Below are 17,299 nucleotides of genomic sequence, written 5' to 3'. Positions count from 1 at the left end.
GTCAGAAATCCTTGCGCAGTTGCACGCCGAAGTAGCGCTCGTCATCCCGTGGCACGGCGCGATAAATGTAATTGCCACCGCTGGCGAGCAATGGCGAGTAAGACTTGTCGGTGAGGTTCTTGCCCAGCAGCGCGACGCGCCAGCCATTGCTGTAATCGGCCAGCGCAACACTGGCGTTCCACAGACCGTAGGCGCCCTGCTTGGTGTCGGCGTTCTGGCTGATGTCGTACTGCACTTCGCTCTGCCAGCTGTAATCGGTGCCAAGTTCGATATCCAGACCGTTATCCAGCGGGATGGTGTAGTCGGCGCGCACGTAGCTTTTCCAGTCCGGACTGAACGGCAGCGGTTTGCCGTTGACGTTGCACGACGCCGCCGCGCCCGCCGGGCAGGCGAACTCGTCGATGCGGGCGCGGGTGTAGGCGAGTGCGCCGGACAGTTTCAATTGCTGGGTGGCCTGCAAGGCGTAGTCGAGTTCGACGCCTTCGGTGCTGACGCTGCCGGCGTTGATCAAACGAGTCACAACCTGGCCGGCGACGGTGTCGAAGAAGTTCGCCTGATAGTTGTCGTACTCGCTGTGGAACACCGCGAGGTTGGTGGTCAGGCGATTGTTCCAGCTCGTCGCTTTGATCCCCGCCTCCCAGGTGTTGGAGGTTTCCGGTTTCAGCGCTTCGGTATCGCGCGGCTGCATGTTGAAGAACACGTTATAGGCCGGGCCTTTGTAGCCACGCGAGTAGGTCAGGTAAGTAGTGACCGTATCGCTCAGGTCGTACTGCACACCGAGGCGACCGGACCAGCCGTCTTCGTCCACTGAACCGGAACTGCTGGTCGCCGGTTGAATGCCACTGACGGTGGTCGCCGAGGTCGAGACGCGGCGGTGATCGTATTCGAGATCATCGTGGGTGTAGCGCAGGCCGGCGATGCCGCGAAAGTCGGACGTGAAGTTCAGCGTGCTCTCACCGAACGCCGCGTAACTGTCGCTGGTGGTGCTGTAATCGGCGACGCCGCGATCGGTGCGCGTGGTGGTGGTCAGCGTGCGCTGATAGGTCTCGTCGTCCTTGCCATGCATGTAGAACAAGCCACCGACGTATTCGAGAAATTCGCCCTTCGGCGAGGCCAGACGCAGCTCTTGCGAGTATTGATCGAAGGCCAGATCGCCCTTGTCCGCGGTGCCGGGAAACGCTGCGGTCACGGTGCCGAGACGGTCGCCATCCTGATACTGAGTATTGTCCCAACCACGCCACGCGGTAATCGACGTCAGGGTGTAATCGCCCAGCTGCCAGTCGAGCTGGCCGGACAGGCCTTTGTTGGTGTCCTCAACGTGTGAGCGGGTGTCGGTGTTGATATCGCGATTGTGGCTAGTCGCATTGACCGGGCTCAGCGCATTGGCGAAAGCCGGCGTCAGCGACTTGCTGACCACGCCGTTGGGGCCATCGTCGTGGGACTGCATGTAGTCGGCGATCAGGGTGAAGGTGACATCGTCGTTGGGCGTGAATTCGAGTTTGCCGCGCACGCCGCGATGGTTGTAGCCGTTGACCTCCTGACCGTTGTGTTGGTTGTCGACGTTGCCGTCGTAGGTGCCGAACAGTGTGCTGATCGAGCCTTTCAACGTGTCCGGAATCAGGCTGCCGCCGATGCCGAATCGGGTGCGGCTTTCGTTGCCGCTGTAATACGACTGATCGATGTAACCGTGGGTCTCGGCGGTGGGTGCCTTGCTGGTGATGTTGAGTACACCGGCCGAAGCGTTTTTGCCGAACAGCGTGCCTTGTGGGCCGCGCAAGACTTCGACGCGCTCCAGATCCAGCAGATCGAGCGTGGATTGCCCAGGACGCGCATAGACCACGCCGTCGATCACCGTCGCCACGGTCGGCTCGACGCCCGGCGAGGTGGAAATCGTACCGACGCCGCGCACGAACAACGAGGTGTCCTTGTTCGACGCGCCGGTACGGAAATTCAGCGACGGCACTTGCTGGACGATACTGGCCACGCCGTTGCGGTTGTCGCGCTCAAGCTGTTCGCCATCGATGACGGACACCGCGACCGGCACTTTTTGCAGCGACTCTTCGCGGCGCGTGGCCGTGACGGTCACGGATTTCAGTGTCGGCTCCTGATCACTGCTCTCGGCAGCAAATGCGTTGGGCAACGGCAGCGCTGCCAGCCCCGTGAATAACCATCCAGCGGCGCGAATCGACTGCGCCAGTTTGTGTGTCGCCCCAGGAATGTTGTGCATGTTTGCCCACTCGAAATTGGCCCTTAACCGCTGCCGTTCTGCGACGACAGCGCCTGAATCGGTGTCTTGGGCATTCGCTCGAGCGAGTAGCAGACAGTGCGCTTTGTTAGCGCTACCATCAACAGTATTGGCAAGCCACACATAGAGCGTCCAATACTGAAAAATTACTTTTATATGCGATTTGGTTTTTAAGAAGGATCGAACCTTGAGCGAAGAAAAACCCCGCAAACGCCGTGGCGCCGGACGCGTGACCCTGAATGCCGTCGCGCGAGAGGCCGGAGTTTCAGCGATCACCGTGTCGCGCTACTTCAACCAGCCGGAGCAGGTTTCGCCCGAGCGTCGCGAGCGGATTGCAGCGGTAGTAGCCGAGTTGGGCTATGTACCGAATCTGGTGGCCGGCGGGCTGGCCTCGGCGCGGGGAAAAATCGTTGGTATGGTCATCCCGAACATCTCCGGGCCGATCTTCGCCAATACCATTCAAGGCTTCAGCGACACGCTCAGCCGTCACGGTTATCAACTGTTGCTGGCGTCGAGTTACTTCAGCACCGAGCAGGAAGAAAATGCGGTGCGCGCGTTTCTCGGCTGGTCGCCGGCGGCGCTGGTGCTCACCAGTCACTTTCACAGTGCCGGCACGGAAAAGATGATCGCCGAGGCCGATGTGCCGGTGATCGAGACGTGGGATTACCAACCGGATCGTGAGCCGATGCAGATCGGTTTTTCGCATTTCGAGGTGGGCGTGACAGCCGCCAGAGATCTGCTGGAAAAAGGCTACCAACGTATCGCTTTCGTGCAGAACAGCGCTGCGGGCGACTTCAGCGCATTGGAACGCCGCGATGGTTACGCGGCGACCTTGCGCGAATCCGGCCTGGAACCTTGGGTCTACGCCCCTGACGCTGATCGCGCACCATTCGAGGCCGGCAAACAGGCGATGGACGCCCTGATGAACGCCTCACCGCGCCCCGACGCGATCATCTTCGCCAACGACAACCTCGCCGCCGGCGGCCTGCTTGCCGGGCAACGCGCGGGTTTGAAAATCCCCGAAGACTGCGCCGTTCTTGGCTTTGGCGACTACCCGTTCGCCGAGATGCTTTTGCCGAGCCTGAGCACGATCAAACCACCGGCGCTGGAGATCGGTGTGCTCGCCGCAACACGCGTGCTGGAAAGCCTTGGCGTGTTGCCGAGCGACGAGGTGCAGCGGCTGAACCTGCTGCAGTGCCAAGTGATCGAACGGGAAAGCACCTGACTTCGCTATACCGACAGTTCGCGCAAGGCGGCCGCCGCGAGAAATCCGGAACGGGATCGATAGCGCTGGTCACGGCGGACTGTCTGGTCAATACGCTCAAGCAACTGCTCCGGCAGCGTGGCGTTAAAACGCACTGACTTGCCGAAATACGGGGTGATATCAAAATCGACCACGCCCCAGATCCCTCCCGCGTAATCCGGGTTATCGAGATGAGCATCAATGTCCCGCACTTGCGGTAACGGCGCGCTGTCGGCGACCAACCCCTCATAGTGAAGCGCCAATGCCTCCTGAGTATTTTCAAACGCCTCAGCGACCGTAGTGCCTGCGGAGAAACAACCCGGGACATCCGGGATGATCACTCCGTAGTCTGAGTCGGCATCCTTGTGCAGAACGACCGGGAATTTCATATGAGTGAGTCCTTCCTCTGACAGGCCCATAAAACGGCCTTCGTTTCCAATAACGGGCCTCATTTCAAGCCCGCCTGTTTCAAAATGCTGTTGATCGTGCCCTTGGGCAGATCCGAATCAGGGTGCTTGATCGTCACCCTTCCTGGCTTGTGCGGATGCTTGTATTGGTGGTGGCTGCCTTTCACCGCCACGAGATACCAACCATCGTCTTCGATCATCCTGATCATTTCCCGACTGCGCATTTCCTTTGCCCTGTTCGACAGCTAGAGCCATTTACTCTAGAGGGCGCAGGAGCCTTTGATACACACGATACACACTCAGATAAATATTAGCTCACTGAACAATCGCTCGGTTATGGGGCAGATCAACGGCAGGCTTGGGCCAGCAAGAAAAACACGTCGCCGGCCAGACTCTCTGTAAGGGTCGCAAAATATGTCCAGTGGAGATGTGGCGGGACTGGATTGGCTATGCTCTAAAGAACACCGAGGTGGCCCCTTCGCGAGCAGGCTCGCTCCCACAGGGATTTCCTGTGTACATGAAATTTATGTCCAGCCGGGATCCATTGTGGGAGCGAGCCTGCTCGCGATAGCGGTCTTTCAGGCGATACCCATCCACCAGGCAGAACCCGCCATGCACACCGCCATCATCATTTTCTTCGGCCTGATCCTGCTCGCCCTGATGCTCTACATCGGCGAGCGCATCGGCTTCAGCCGCCAGACCATGGCCTACGGCTTCGCCGCGCTGTGGCTGGCGTTGACGGTGATCAATGGTGCGGTGGGGGTGGTGCATGCCGGCCAGTCCGTGGGATCGGAAATAGCCATTGGCAGTGCGGTATTCGGCGCGCCGGTGGCGGCGATGGTGTTGTTCATGGTGCTGAGCGCCGAGTCGTAAACGTCCCGGCGCCCAGCCGCCGATCAACGCACCAGATGCAGGAACTGCATGTGGCGTTCGTACTGGTCGAGGATGTCGTTGATGATCTGCTCTTTGGTGTAACCGACCAGATCGTAGTCCTGACTGCCCTCGCTCAAATGCACTTCGGCGCGGTAGTAGCGACGATTGTTGAGCTGCTTGGAACCCATGCCGCCGCGCGCGAACGATGGCGTGAAGTAGCCGCGCATCTGCACCTGATAGATGAACGGATGCGCATCACCATGGCCGATTTCGAGGCTGACGCTGTCATTCGCCGGATCCGGCTGGGTGACCACGTTGAGGCCTTTCTCGACGAACACCGCCGTCACTTCTTCAATCGCCGGGCGCACCGTGGTGTCCATGAAGCGGTACACCTCGTCACGCGACGGGAAGTGCACAGCCTGGCTCAGACGCTGACGCCAGCCACCGGTGCCGCGCCGCGAACCGGAGACCGGCGCCAGCGAATGCAACTGCGCGATCTGCTTCTGCGACTCCAGATAGAACGCCTTGTGCAGGCCCCACATCATCAGCAGCAAGATCAGCGAGAACGGCAACGAAGTCAGCACCACCGCCGATTTCAGCGCATCGATGCTGCCGGAGAACAACAGCGCGCTGGTGATCAGCGCGGTCATCGCGCCCCAGAACACCCGCAGCCATTTCGGCCCGTCTTCGTCCGGGTTGCCACCCTTGGCCGACAACGTCGAGAGCACCACGGTGCCGGAGTCGGCAGACGTGACGAAGAACACGAAGCTGATAAACACCGTCACAGCGATGACGGTTTTGCTCCACGGATAAGTTTCCAGCAGCAGGTAAATGCTCATCGACGGATTCTCGATGGCCGACATGCCCAGCGCGCTCATGCCGTGATTGAGCACTTGATCGAGCGCGCTGTTGCCGAAAATCGACATCCACGCGAGGGTGAAACCGAGCGGAATCAACAACACGCCGAAAACGAATTCGCGGATGGTGCGGCCACGGGAAATCCGTGCGATGAACAGGCCCACAAATGGCGACCATGCAATCCACCAGGCCCAGTAGAACACTGTCCAGCCACCGAGCCAGTCGCTCGGTTTGTCGTAGGCGTAGAGATCAAAACTCTTCATCGGCAAGGCGCCAAGGTAGTCGCCAAGGTTCTGGATCAAGGTGTTGAGCAGGTGCTGGGTAGGCCCGGCGAACAACACGAACAGCAGCAGCGCACAAGCCAGCAGCATGTTGATGTCGGACATCACCCGCACGCCTTTATCGACGCCAGAGACGGCCACGATGATCGCCGCGCCCATCATCAGCGTGATCAGGCCGACCTGAATCCACTGGGTGTGCGCGATGCCGAACAGGTAGTCGAGACCGGAGTTGAGGTGCAGCACCCCGAAGCCCATATCGGCACCGAGACCGAACACCGTGGCGATGATGCCGAAGCCATCCACCGCGTAACCGATCGGGCCGTTGATGCGTTTGCCAATCAGCGGATACAACGCCGAGCGCAGGGCCAGTGGCAGGTTGTGGCGGTAAGCGAAATAGGCCAGCGCCATGCCGACGAAGGCAAATACGCCCCAGCCATGCAGGCCCCAGTGCAGAAACAGAATCTGCATGGCCTGACGCGCCGCGTCCGCCGTGCCCGCCTCGCCTTGCGGCGGTTGGAGCATGTGGGTCAGCGGCTCAGAGACGCAGAAGAAAAACAGCGTGATGCTGATCCCGGCGGCGAACAGCATGCCGGCCCAGGACAGGTAACTGAATTCGGGCTCGTCGTGGTCGGCACCGAGTTTTATCTTGCCGTAGCCGGATAAGGCGGTGACCACCACGAAGACCAGATACAGGGTCATCGCGAGCATGTAGTACCAGCCGACCGTATTGGCCGCCCAGTTTTGCGCTTCCAGCAGCCAGGCGCCGGCCTGCTCAGGCATGGCGATAACAACGAGACCAAACAGCAGAATGACCGTCGCGGCGAAGTAGAACACCGGCGGATTCATGCGTACCAGACCGCTGGCGGGGGTAGACGATGCACTCATGAAACGTGCACCTCGAGGGGTTGAAACGTGGCTGAAATGATCGGACTCAGCAAAGGCAAGCCTCCTGTTGTGAGCGGGCAGCGAACCACCGGTTTAACTTGAATGAACGTTCAAGTTAAACATGGATGGGGTGGTAAGGACTAATCGCACGGCTAGATGGTAGTTTTCCTACGCTAGCTCAAGGATGGGTATGACGTGGGTTTGAGGGTATTCGTTCAATAGCCCTCTCCCAAAGGGAGAGGGGACTGATTGGGGGATATTGGGGAGATAAGCCGACGTGATCCTGCTGTACCGAATCCATAATCGACTCGGTATTTCAGGTCGATGCATGACGCAAGACACTTCGGTCGGCCCCCTCTCCCTTTGGGAGAGGGCTGGGGTGAGGGTCAGCTTTTAAAGCCTTACTTCTGCGTCCCGTCATCATGCTGCAAATTCGCCTGGGTCAAATTGCACCCCGCCGGCACACTGCGCGTCAGCCACACATTGCCGCCAATGGTCGAACCCTTGCCAATGGTGATCCGCCCGAGAATCGTCGCCCCGGCATAAATCACCACATCGTCCTCAACGATCGGATGACGCGGATGGCCCTTCTGCAACTGGCCGTCTTCATCTGCCGGGAAACGCTTGGCGCCCAAGGTCACCGCCTGATAAATCCGCACGCGCTCACCAATGATCGCCGTCTCGCCGATCACCACACCCGTACCGTGATCGATGAAAAAGCTACGGCCGATCTGCGCCCCCGGATGGATATCGATACCAGTTGCCGAATGGGCGATCTCCGCACTGATCCGCGCCAGCAGCGGCAAACCCGCGCGATACAAATGATGCGCCAGACGATGGTGAATCACCGCGAGAATCCCCGGATAGCAGAGCAGCACTTCATCGACACTGCGCGCCGCCGGGTCACCGTGATAGGCCGCCAGTACATCGGTGTCGAGCAGTGTGCGCAAGCCCGGCAAGGCCAAGGCGAAGTCCTGCACGATCTGGATGGCACGAGCCTCGACTTCGGTGTCGGCCTGCGCGCTGTGGCGGGCGACGTAACGCAGTTCCAGACGGGTCTGCGCCAATAACGCATTCAGCGCCACATCCAGAGTGTGGCCGACGTAAAAATCCTCACTCTCTTCACGCAGATCCACCGGGCCGAGACGCATCGGGAACAACGCCCCACACAGTGCTTCGAGAATCTCCGCCATCGCCGCCCGCGACGGTAGCTCGCGACCACCCTGCTCGCCGGACGCCCGGCCGTTCTGTGCCCGCCACTGATCCCGCGCGCTGCGCAGTTGACTGACGATGGTCTGCAATTGCCAATGGCTGGAACGCTCGCTCACGGTAAAGACTCCTCACGGGCGGCCGGACTGTCTGGCCGCGTTAACGGCGCCTACTTTACGGCATGCTCGCGAAGGCGAATTAAGAACCGATAGTGCTGGGCTCAGTCGATTTGGCTATAAGCGATTGGCGGTTGCCCCTGCAAAAGCGCGTGCCTATAGTCCTTTCATCTTTCTCCGCCAGTACGGACCCATGATTAAACAACAGCTGGACCGCTTTGCCCGCCTCGACCTGCTCAACCACCCGACGCCGCTGGAAAAACTCGAACGGCTGTCCACCTGGCTCGGCCGCGAGGTGTACATCAAGCGCGATGACCTGACGCCGCTGGCCATGGGCGGCAACAAATTGCGCAAACTCGAATACCTCGCCGCCGACGCCTTGGCGCAAGGCGCCGACACGCTGATCACCGCCGGTGCGCTGCAGTCGAACCACGTTCGCCAGACCGCTGCACTGGCCGCCAAACTCGGCCTCGGCTGCGTGGCGCTGCTGGAAAATCCGTTGGGCACCGAGGACAGCAATTACACCGGCAACGGCAATCGCCTGTTGCTGGATCTGTTCGACACCAAGGTGGAACTGGTCGACAACCTCGACAACGCCGACGAACAACTCGCCGCCCTCGCCGTGCGTTTGCGCAGCAATGGCAAGAAACCGTATCTCGTGCCGATCGGTGGTTCGAATGCGCTCGGTGCGCTGGGCTACGTGCGCGCCGGTCTGGAACTGGCTGAGCAGATCAAGGACACCGGTCTGGATTTCGCCGCAGTGGTTCTAGCCTCCGGCAGCGCCGGAACTCACAGTGGTCTGGCCTTGGCCCTGGCTGAAGAGCTGCCGCAATTGCCGGTGATTGGCGTGACGGTTTCGCGCAGTGAAGAAAATCAGCGGCCGAAGGTTCAGGGCCTGGCGGAACGCACGGCGGATCTGCTCGGCGTCGAGCTGCCGGCCAGTTTCAAGGTCGAGTTGTGGGATGAATATTTCGGCCCGCGTTATGGCGAGCCGAATGCCGGGACGTTGGCGGCGGTGAAGTTGCTGGCGAGCCAGGAAGCGGTGTTGCTCGATCCGGTGTACACCGGCAAGGCCATGGCTGGGTTACTCGATGGTATCGGCCGTCAGCGCTTCAATGAAGGCCCGATCATCTTCCTGCACACCGGCGGCGCGCCGGCGCTATTTGCCTACAAGGATTTCCTCTGACTGATCGTTCCCACGCTCTGCGTGGGAATGCAGCCCGAGACGCTCTGCGTCCCTTCGAGAGCTGGAACGCGGAGCGTCCCTAGAGGCATTCCCACGCAGAGCATGGGAACGAACCTCATATTCTAATTAAGAATAACATTTCAATTATTAAGTATTTTCAAGTCTAAAGAAGACATCTTATAGTCTCGCCGCAGGCGAATTTCGCGAGAGACGCATAAGCTGCTTTAAGGCAGGATAGCGCTGTCGTCGAAAATCATAAATTCGCCAACTTTCCTTAAGCGTCTTCCATAAGAAAACACAGGGGCTCGTCATGAATTTTTCCGCACTACGTCGCAATCTGCTGGTGGGTTCGCTGGGCCTGGCGCTGAGCGCCGGTCTGATCGGCCAGGCAGTGGCCGGTGAACAGCTGCAACAGATCAAGGACAAAGGCGTTATCAACGTCGGCCTGGAAGGCACTTACCCACCGTTCAGCTTCGTCGATGCCGACGGCAAGCTGTCGGGTTTCGAAGTCGAGCTCTCAGAAGCACTGGCGCAGAAACTTGGCGTCAAAGCGAAGATCCAGCCGACCAAATGGGATGGCATCCTCGCCGCGCTGGAATCCAAGCGTCTGGACGTCGTGGTCAACCAGGTGACCATCTCCGACGAGCGCAAAAAGAAGTATGACTTCTCCGAGCCGTACACCGTTTCCGGTATTCAGGCGCTGGTGCTGAAGAGCAAAGAGTCCGCACTGAACATCAAGACCGCCGCTGACCTGTCCGGCAAAAAAGTCGGTGTCGGCCTGGGCACCAACTACGAACAATGGGTTCGCGCCAACGTGCCGGGCGCTGACGTCCGTACTTATGACGATGATCCGACCAAGTTCGCTGACCTGAACAACGGCCGTACTGACGCCATCCTGATCGACCGTCTGGCTGCACTGGAATACGCCAAGAAAGCCCCGAAAACCGTGGCCGCCGGCGAAGCTTTCTCGCGTCAGGAAGCCGGTGTTGCCCTGCGTAAAGGTGAGCCGGAACTGCTGGCTGCCGTGAACAAGGCCATCGACGAACTGCGTGCAGACGGCACTTTGAAGAAGCTGTCCGAGAAGTACTTCAACGCAGACGTCACTAAATAATGGAAGTTGGATTTCAATTCGAAGCGCACTTCCCGCAGTTGAGCCAGCAAATCGCCGAGACATCGGCGCTGTTGCTGGACTCCGCCCCCTTTCTGCTCAAGGGCGCGTACTACACGGTAGTCCTCAGCCTCGGCGGGATGTTCTTCGGCTTGCTGCTCGGCTTTGGCCTGGCGCTGATGCGCTTGTCGCGCTTCAAATCGGTGAGCTGGCTGGCGCGCGTCTACGTGTCGTTCTTTCGCGGGACGCCGTTGCTGGTGCAACTGTTCGTGATCTATTACGGCTTCCCGCAACTGGGGATCGAACTGGATCCGCTGCCAGCGGCGCTGATCGGCTTCTCGCTGAACATGGCCGCCTACGCCTGTGAAATCCTCCGCGCCGCGATCGGTTCGATCGAACGTGGTCAGTGGGAAGCGGCTGCGAGCATCGGCATGACCCGCGCGCAAACCTTGCGCCGGGCCATCCTGCCGCAAGCGATGCGCACGGCGTTGCCGCCGCTGGGCAACAGCTTCATCTCGCTGGTCAAGGACACGGCGCTGGCCGCCACCATTCAAGTGCCGGAGCTGTTCCGTCAAGCGCAGTTGATTACCGCCCGGACTTTCGAAGTCTTCACCATGTATCTTGCCGCCGCGCTGATCTACTGGATTCTGGCCACGGTGCTCTCGCACTTCCAGAACAAGCTGGAAGAGCGGGTCAATCGGCACGACCAGGAGTCCTGAAGATGATTGTCGTGGAAAAACTGACCAAGCAATTCAAGGGTCAGGTCGTGCTTGACGGCATCGACCTGGAGGTCAAGGAAGGCGAAGTCGTCGCGATCATCGGCCCCAGCGGCTCGGGGAAAACGACGTTCCTGCGCTGCCTGAATTTCCTTGAACAACCCACCAGCGGCCGGATCAAGGTCGGCGATATCGAAATCGATACCAGCCGCCCGCTGAACCAGCAGCAGAGTCTGGTGCGCAACCTGCGCCAGCACGTTGGCTTCGTGTTTCAGAACTTCAACCTGTTCCCGCATCGCACCGCACTGGAAAACGTCATCGAAGGCCCGATCGTGGTCAAGAAGATGCCGCGCGACGAGGCAATTGCGTTGGGCAAAAAGCTGATGGCCAAGGTCGGACTCGCCGGTAAGGAAGACGCTTATCCGCGTCGTCTCTCTGGTGGTCAGCAACAGCGCGTGGCGATTGCCCGGGCGCTGGCGATGGAGCCGGAAGTGATTCTGTTCGACGAGCCGACTTCGGCCCTCGACCCGGAACTGGTCGGCGAAGTGCTGGCGACCATTCGCGGTCTCGCCGAAGAAAAACGCACCATGGTCATCGTTACTCACGAAATGGGCTTTGCTCGCGACGTGGCCAACCGTGTGGTGTTTTTCGACAAAGGCGTGATCGTCGAGCAAGGCGAAGCCAAAGCGTTGTTTGCCAACCCGAAAGAAGAACGCACTCAACAGTTTCTCAGCAAGTTCCTCAATCACGCCTGAGAACTTTATTGCGTTATGGGTAACTTCCAAGGATGGAAGTCACCTTTTATAAAACTCTTCCACACATGCCCCCCTTCAGAAAAACTTATTCCCTGCGCTACCTATATATGTTCTGCAACAGATAATACCTGCCTGAACCCCACATCACCCGACATAACAGCATTCGAATAAATAAGCGAAAAATCCCCCAAAAAGCCGCAAGTTCCGTGGTCTTTTTCGCGCTAGCGCCTAGGCATACAGCCACAGCAGCGTAGGAAACTTCTGATTAATTCGTAATTCAACGATTAACTAATATCGTCTATTGACACCCCATCCAACACACTCTTATCTAGTCGACGACCGGCACCACTTAGTTCAACAACCCCGTATTCAACTTGAATAAAAGTTAAAGTTTTATTGCCAGTTTATTCACGCCTTTTGTTCTTTCAGAAACGGACTTCGCTGCAAGGCTTCAAGGAGAGAAATCGATGACCCGTACTTCGCACACCCCCGAGCTGGCAGCGCCGATTCTCGCGCCAGCGCAAAAAACCGGCATCAATCTGGCCGCCGCCGCCCATCTGCAGATCGAGGTGTCGCCCTATCCCGAAATGGATAGCGGCGACCTCATCGAGCTGTTCTGGAATAAATGCTATGTCGCTTCCAGAGTGCTGACGACCGATGACGTCGGCACGGCAGTCAGCCTGCGGGTTCCGGAGAGTTTCATCGCCAACGGTACCGCGCGCATTCACTACCGGGTGATGCAGGTCGGTCAGGGTCCGGCGTTTTCGGCGGCGACGCGAGTGCAAGTCAAACTGGACTGCCCCGGTGGGCAGCCTTCAGCGCTGAGCGCGGATGAAAACCAGCAACTGGCTCCCGTGACAATCCCCGACGCGATTCGCCGCCAGGGCGTGAACCCGAATCAGATCAAACGCGGCGTGCCGCTGACCATCGAGCCATACCTGAACATGGCCGAGGACGACGCCATCACCTTGCGCTGGGGCGATGTACGCATGGATCTGGCGCCGATCACAGCTGCGGATGTCGGGTTGCCGATTCAGGTCTGGGTACCGCCGTCGGTGATTGTCGAAGCCGGCGAGGATCTGCGCCTGGACGTGACGTATTGCATTCTCGATCGGGTCGGCAACAACTCACGCTGGGCGCCGCCACGCACCTTGAAGATCGGCTGCGTAAATCCTTATCTGACAGTCCCTTTGAGGCAGGAACTCAAGGCAGCCGAATCGCGCAAGGACTGATGTGCTTTGCCGGTGATGGGGGTTCAGCCCCCTCACCTGAAAACGCTTAACCAATCCGACCATCACCCCTTCTATGCATATTCCTAAAAGTTAGTTTATTTAATATTTATACACGCTTAGGGTATATGAACCGGACCACCGGACATTCATTCGTTCGCCGCACTTTTGCGGCGTTTTTCATGAGATGTGAGGTAGGCAGTATGGTCCGGAACACAATCACCCCAGTGCAGATCGCCAGGGCATTGCGTGCAGCCAAGGAGCGGCACTGATGTCCAGTCTGGCAGACGCAAACGTCCAGTCGGATCTGGACATCGCCCCGTTGTTGTTGCCCGCGCAGGTCTTGCGCAACGACGCCCAAGCCATCAAGGCCGCCCATGAGCTGGCGCAAGTCGCCCGCGTGCAGGCCGCCAAACGCGACCGTCAGCGCAAGCTGCCGTGGTCGGAAATCGAACAGTTCACCCGCAGCGGATTAGGCAGCATCGCCATCCCGCGCGAATACGGTGGGCCACAAGTTTCGTTCGTCACACTGGCCGAGGTTTTTGCGATTATTTCTGCAGCCGATCCGGCACTGGGACAAATTCCGCAGAACCAGTTCGGCATCATCAATCTGGTGCTTGGCAGCGCCACCGAAGCGCAGAAAAAGCAGTTGTTCCAGAGTGTTCTGGAAGGCTGGCGCATCGGCAATGCCGGCCCGGAACGCGGCACCAAAAACACCCTGGAACTGAAAGCGCGAATCACCGCCGATGGCGATGATTACGTGATCAACGGCCAGAAGTTCTACTCCACTGGCGCGCTGTTTGCGCATTGGGTTGCGGTCAAGGCACTCAACGATGACGGCAAGCAAGTGCTGGCCTTCGTTCGTCGCGGTACGCCGGGTTTGCGTATTGTTGATGACTGGTCGGGCTTCGGTCAGCGCACCACCGCCAGCGGCACGATTTTGCTGAACAACGTGCGTGTCGAGTCGAACCTGGTGGTCGACAACTGGAAGATCAACGAAGTCCCGAATACCCAAGGCGCGGTGTCGCAGCTGATTCAAGCCGCGATCGACGCCGGCATCGCCCGTGGCGCCATCGACGACGCCATTGAGTTTGTCAAAACCCGCGCACGGCCATGGATCGACGCCAAGGTTGAGCGCGCCAGCGATGACCTCTACGTGATCGCCGACATCGGCAAACTGAAAATCGAACTGCACGCCGCCGAAGCGCTGTTGCGCAAGGCTGGCAAAGTCCTGGATCAAGTGCACGCCGCACCGCTCACTGCCGAATCCGCCGCCCGCGCCTCGATTGCTGTGGCTGAAGCGAAAGTGCTCACCACCGAAATTTCTTTGCTCGCCAGCGAGAAGCTTTTCGAACTGGCCGGCAGCCGCGCGACCCTCGCCGAATTCAATCTCGACCGCCATTGGCGTAATGCCCGCGTGCATACGTTGCACGACCCGGTGCGCTGGAAATATCACGCGGTCGGCGCCTATCGCCTCAACGGCACTTTACCGGCTCGCCATTCCTGGATCTGAGACAACCAGACATCTGGAGAAAAACATGACGCTTTCCCATCACGTCGCGGTCATCACCAGCGATGAGCAAGCCCTGATCGTCGCCAGCGACCTGGCCGAAGATTTCAAACGCGACAGCGCTCTGCGCGATCGTGAACGTCGCCTGCCGCTGCCGGAACTCGATGTATTTTCCCGCTCCGGTTTGTGGGGCATCAGCGTACCGAAGGAGTACGGCGGCGCTGGCGTGTCCAACGTGACGTTGGCCAAAGTCATCGCCTTGATCGCCCAGGCCGACGGCTCGCTCGGACAGATTCCGCAAAATCATTTTTATGCATTGGAAGTGCTGCGCGTAAACGGCAGCCATGCGCAAAAACAACGGCTGTACGCCGAGGTTCTCGCCGGCCAACGCTTCGGCAATGCCCTGGCAGAACTGGGCACCAAAACGGCTCACGACCGCGTTACCAGCCTCAAACGCGACGGTGACGGCTATCGCATCAATGGCCGCAAGTTTTACTCGACCGGGGCGATTTACGCCCAGCGCATTCCGACTTCCGTGGTTGATGAAAGCGGTGTGCAGCAACTTGCCTTCGTCCCGCGTGACAGCAAAGGCCTGACCGTGATCGACGACTGGAGCGGCTTCGGTCAGCGCACCACCGGCAGCGGTTCGGTGGTGTTCGAAGATGTGTATGTCGCCGCCGAAGACGTCATCCCCTTCCAGAGCGCATTTGAACGTCCGACTACCGTTGGCCCGCTGGCGCAGATCCTTCACGCCGCCATCGACACCGGCATCGCCCGGGCTGCTTACGAGGATGCGCTGCATTTTGTGCGCAGCAAGACGCGCCCGTGGATCGATTCCGGTAACGACAAAGCTACCGAAGATCCGCTGACGTTGAAGAGCTTTGGTCACTTGAGCATTCGCCTGCACGCTACCGAAGCCCTGCTTGAGCGTGCCGGTGAGTTCCTCGATGCCGCACAAGCCGAGACCAACGCCGATACCGTTGCCGCCGCGTCGATTGCCGTTGCCGAAGCACGGGCGATCAGCACTGAAATCTCTTTGGCCGCCGGCAGCACGCTGTTCGAACTGGCCGGCAGCCAGGCGACCCTGATCGAACACGGCCTCGACCGCCACTGGCGCAACGCCCGCGTGCACACCTTGCACGACCCGGTGCGCTGGAAATATCACGCGGTGGGCAACTATTACCTCAACGATGAAAACCCTCCGTTGCGAGGGACGATCTGATGAGCGCCGCGAAAAAGAAGATCCTGCTCAACGCGTTCAACATGAACTGCATCGGCCACATCAACCATGGTCTGTGGACGCACCCGCGCGACACCTCGACGCGCTACAACACCCTCGAATACTGGACGGAACTGGCGCAGTTGCTGGAGCGCGGACTGTTCGACGGCTTGTTCATCGCCGACATCGTTGGTGTGTACGACGTCTATCAGAACTCGGTCGATGTCCCGCTGAAAGAGTCGATCCAGTTGCCGGTCAACGATCCATTGCTGCTGGTTTCAGCCATGGCCGCCGTAACCAAAAACCTTGGTTTCGGCCTGACTGCCAATCTCACCTACGAGCCGCCCTATCTGTTCGCCCGACGCATGTCCACGCTCGATCATCTGAGCCGTGGTCGCGTGGGCTGGAACATCGTCACCGGCTACCTCGACAGCGCCGCCAAAGCCATGGGCCTCAGCGAACAAGTCGAACACGACCGTCGCTACGATCAGGCCGACGAGTACCTGGAAGTGCTCTACAAGCTCTGGGAAGGCAGTTGGGAAAACGGCGCGGTGCTCAATGATCGCGAACAGCGCATCTATGCGCAGCCGCAGAAAGTGCACAAGGTCGAGCACAAGGGCGAGTTCTATCAGGTCGAGGGTTATCACCTCTGCGAGCCTTCGCCACAGCGGACGCCGGTGCTGTTTCAGGCCGGCAGTTCCGATCGCGGATTGCTCTTCGCCGGTCGTCATGCCGAATGCGTGTTCATCAGCGGCCAGAACAAGCCGTCGACCAAAGTTCAAGTCGACAAGGTCCGCGCCAGCGCGGTTGAAGCGGGGCGCAACCCTGAGGACATCAAGGTGTTCATGGGCCTCAACGTCATCGTCGGCGCGACGGAAGAAGCCGCGTGGGCCAAGCACGCTGAGTATCTGAGCTACGCCAGCGCCGAGGCTGGCGTGGCGCATTTTTCCGCGTCGACCGGCATCGACTTTTCCCAGTACGAAATCGACGAACCGATCCAGTACGTGAAGAGCAATGCGATCCAGTCGGCTACCAAGAACCTGCAGAACAACGACTGGACCCGACGCAAATTGCTCGACCAGCACGCCCTCGGTGGTCGCTACATCACCGTGGTCGGCTCGCCTGAGCACGTCGCGGATGAGCTGGAATCGTGGATCGCCGAGACCGGCCTCGACGGTTTCAACCTGACCCGGATTGTTACGCCGGAAAGTTACGTCGACTTCATTGAGCTGGTGATTCCCGAGTTGCAGCGGCGTGGGTCGTACAAGACCGCGTACGACAACGGCAGCTTGCGCGAGAAGCTGTTTCACGGTGCGGCGCAGTTGCCCGAACAACACACCGGATCGTCGTACCGGCATTAAAAGCTTCGCGAGCAGGCTCGCTCCCACATTTGGAATGCATTTCCCCTGTGGGAGCGAGCCTGCTCGCGAAGAGGCCATCCAATACACCACAAATTTAT

The 17,299-nt window shown here is 59.3% G+C and carries 15 protein-coding genes; 10 read left to right on the top strand and 5 right to left on the bottom strand.

Translation table 11 applies throughout. From position 1 onward, the window contains the following. Position 1 precedes the first annotated feature (1 nt). On the bottom strand, positions 2–2,227 hold the full coding sequence (locus AB4N44_RS18560) for a TonB-dependent receptor (RefSeq protein WP_460108082.1): 2,226 nt from the start codon (positions 2,225–2,227) through the stop codon (positions 2–4). A 205-nt stretch (positions 2,228–2,432) separates the two neighbouring features. On the opposite strand from AB4N44_RS18560, the gene AB4N44_RS18555 reads away from it, so the two are divergent. Further along, on the top strand, positions 2,433–3,470 hold the full coding sequence (locus tag AB4N44_RS18555; RefSeq protein ID WP_460108084.1) for a LacI family DNA-binding transcriptional regulator: 1,038 nt from the start codon (positions 2,433–2,435) through the stop codon (positions 3,468–3,470). Positions 3,471–3,475: 5 nt separating this feature from the next. On the opposite strand, the gene AB4N44_RS18550 is transcribed toward AB4N44_RS18555, so the two are convergent. Together AB4N44_RS18550 and AB4N44_RS18545 are read right to left on the bottom strand one after the other, a co-directional pair. Continuing rightward, positions 3,476–3,940 (bottom strand): type II toxin-antitoxin system HicB family antitoxin, encoded by a 465-nt coding sequence (locus tag AB4N44_RS18550; protein WP_401042953.1) that lies wholly within the window; start codon positions 3,938–3,940, stop codon positions 3,476–3,478. Next, a complete protein-coding gene (locus tag AB4N44_RS18545) occupies positions 3,937–4,119 on the bottom strand; it encodes a type II toxin-antitoxin system HicA family toxin (protein ID WP_026000492.1) in 183 nt (60 codons plus the stop codon). The genes AB4N44_RS18550 and AB4N44_RS18545 overlap by 4 nt, the downstream gene beginning before the upstream one ends. Positions 4,120–4,507: 388 nt before the next feature. Between AB4N44_RS18545 and AB4N44_RS18540 the strand changes: the two genes are divergently transcribed. Beyond that, entirely contained in the window at positions 4,508–4,768 is a 261-nt protein-coding gene (locus AB4N44_RS18540; RefSeq protein WP_127925434.1) for a hypothetical protein, read from the top strand. A 23-nt stretch (positions 4,769–4,791) separates the two neighbouring features. Here the strand turns inward: AB4N44_RS18540 and betT are convergent, their stop codons facing one another. Both betT and epsC read right to left on the bottom strand, forming a co-directional pair. After that, positions 4,792–6,753 (bottom strand): choline transporter BetT, encoded by a 1,962-nt coding sequence (betT, locus tag AB4N44_RS18535; RefSeq protein WP_174245095.1) that lies wholly within the window; start codon positions 6,751–6,753, stop codon positions 4,792–4,794. Positions 6,754–7,193: 440 nt separating this feature from the next. Continuing rightward, positions 7,194–8,120 carry a serine O-acetyltransferase EpsC gene (gene epsC, locus AB4N44_RS18530; RefSeq protein ID WP_016983653.1) on the bottom strand — a complete coding sequence of 309 codons (927 nt, stop codon included), beginning with the start codon at positions 8,118–8,120 and terminating at the stop codon, positions 7,194–7,196. A 190-nt stretch (positions 8,121–8,310) separates the two neighbouring features. On the opposite strand from epsC, the gene AB4N44_RS18525 reads away from it, so the two are divergent. The 8 genes from AB4N44_RS18525 to AB4N44_RS18490 all read left to right on the top strand — a co-directional run bounded on the left by AB4N44_RS18525 (position 8,311) and on the right by AB4N44_RS18490 (position 17,201). Beyond that, a complete protein-coding gene (locus AB4N44_RS18525) occupies positions 8,311–9,303 on the top strand; it encodes a D-cysteine desulfhydrase (protein WP_127925432.1) in 993 nt (330 codons plus the stop codon). Positions 9,304–9,613: 310 nt separating this feature from the next. Further along, complete coding sequence (gene tcyJ, locus AB4N44_RS18520; protein ID WP_127925431.1) at positions 9,614–10,414, top strand: cystine ABC transporter substrate-binding protein; 801 nt, start codon at positions 9,614–9,616, stop codon at positions 10,412–10,414. Next, positions 10,414–11,130 (top strand): cystine ABC transporter permease, encoded by a 717-nt coding sequence (gene tcyL / locus AB4N44_RS18515; RefSeq protein WP_224790092.1) that lies wholly within the window; start codon positions 10,414–10,416, stop codon positions 11,128–11,130. Before tcyJ ends, tcyL begins: the two co-directional genes overlap by 1 nt. 2 nt (positions 11,131–11,132) lie before the next feature. Next, positions 11,133–11,882, top strand: a complete 750-nt coding sequence (gene tcyN / locus AB4N44_RS18510) for an L-cystine ABC transporter ATP-binding protein TcyN (protein WP_150750219.1) — start codon at positions 11,133–11,135, stop codon at positions 11,880–11,882. Positions 11,883–12,349: 467 nt separating this feature from the next. Continuing rightward, the gene (locus tag AB4N44_RS18505; protein ID WP_160037818.1) at positions 12,350–13,114 is read left to right on the top strand and encodes a hypothetical protein; all 765 of its coding nucleotides are present in this window, start codon (positions 12,350–12,352) and stop codon (positions 13,112–13,114) included. A 268-nt stretch (positions 13,115–13,382) separates the two neighbouring features. Further along, on the top strand, positions 13,383–14,624 hold the full coding sequence (locus AB4N44_RS18500) for an SfnB family sulfur acquisition oxidoreductase (protein ID WP_160037816.1): 1,242 nt from the start codon (positions 13,383–13,385) through the stop codon (positions 14,622–14,624). A 25-nt stretch (positions 14,625–14,649) separates the two neighbouring features. Beyond that, complete coding sequence (locus AB4N44_RS18495; protein WP_460108089.1) at positions 14,650–15,843, top strand: SfnB family sulfur acquisition oxidoreductase; 1,194 nt, start codon at positions 14,650–14,652, stop codon at positions 15,841–15,843. Further along, positions 15,843–17,201, top strand: coding sequence for an LLM class flavin-dependent oxidoreductase (locus AB4N44_RS18490; protein WP_150775765.1), 1,359 nt, complete (start codon positions 15,843–15,845; stop codon positions 17,199–17,201). The genes AB4N44_RS18495 and AB4N44_RS18490 overlap by 1 nt, the downstream gene beginning before the upstream one ends. The last annotated feature ends 98 nt before the right edge of the window (positions 17,202–17,299 follow it).

This window comes from Pseudomonas sp. S3_C06 (assembly GCF_054667675.1).
This window is presented reverse-complemented; position numbering and strand designations above follow the sequence as displayed.

Excerpts from the sequence above, each read along its gene's own strand:
- AB4N44_RS18560 (WP_460108082.1), bottom strand. The coding sequence starts at position 2,227 with ATGCACAACATTCCTGGGGCGACACACAAACTGGCGCAGTCGATTCGC.
- AB4N44_RS18550 (WP_401042953.1), bottom strand. The coding sequence starts at position 3,940 with ATGAGGCCCGTTATTGGAAACGAAGGCCGTTTTATGGGCCTGTCAGAG.
- AB4N44_RS18545 (WP_026000492.1), bottom strand. The coding sequence starts at position 4,119 with ATGCGCAGTCGGGAAATGATCAGGATGATCGAAGACGATGGTTGGTAT.
- AB4N44_RS18540 (WP_127925434.1), top strand. The coding sequence starts at position 4,508 with ATGCACACCGCCATCATCATTTTCTTCGGCCTGATCCTGCTCGCCCTG.
- betT (WP_174245095.1), bottom strand. The coding sequence starts at position 6,753 with ATGAATCCGCCGGTGTTCTACTTCGCCGCGACGGTCATTCTGCTGTTT.
- AB4N44_RS18525 (WP_127925432.1), top strand. The coding sequence starts at position 8,311 with ATGATTAAACAACAGCTGGACCGCTTTGCCCGCCTCGACCTGCTCAAC.
- tcyJ (WP_127925431.1), top strand. The coding sequence starts at position 9,614 with ATGAATTTTTCCGCACTACGTCGCAATCTGCTGGTGGGTTCGCTGGGC.
- tcyL (WP_224790092.1), top strand. The coding sequence starts at position 10,414 with ATGGAAGTTGGATTTCAATTCGAAGCGCACTTCCCGCAGTTGAGCCAG.
- tcyN (WP_150750219.1), top strand. The coding sequence starts at position 11,133 with ATGATTGTCGTGGAAAAACTGACCAAGCAATTCAAGGGTCAGGTCGTG.
- AB4N44_RS18505 (WP_160037818.1), top strand. The coding sequence starts at position 12,350 with ATGACCCGTACTTCGCACACCCCCGAGCTGGCAGCGCCGATTCTCGCG.
- AB4N44_RS18500 (WP_160037816.1), top strand. The coding sequence starts at position 13,383 with ATGTCCAGTCTGGCAGACGCAAACGTCCAGTCGGATCTGGACATCGCC.
- AB4N44_RS18495 (WP_460108089.1), top strand. The coding sequence starts at position 14,650 with ATGACGCTTTCCCATCACGTCGCGGTCATCACCAGCGATGAGCAAGCC.
- AB4N44_RS18490 (WP_150775765.1), top strand. The coding sequence starts at position 15,843 with ATGAGCGCCGCGAAAAAGAAGATCCTGCTCAACGCGTTCAACATGAAC.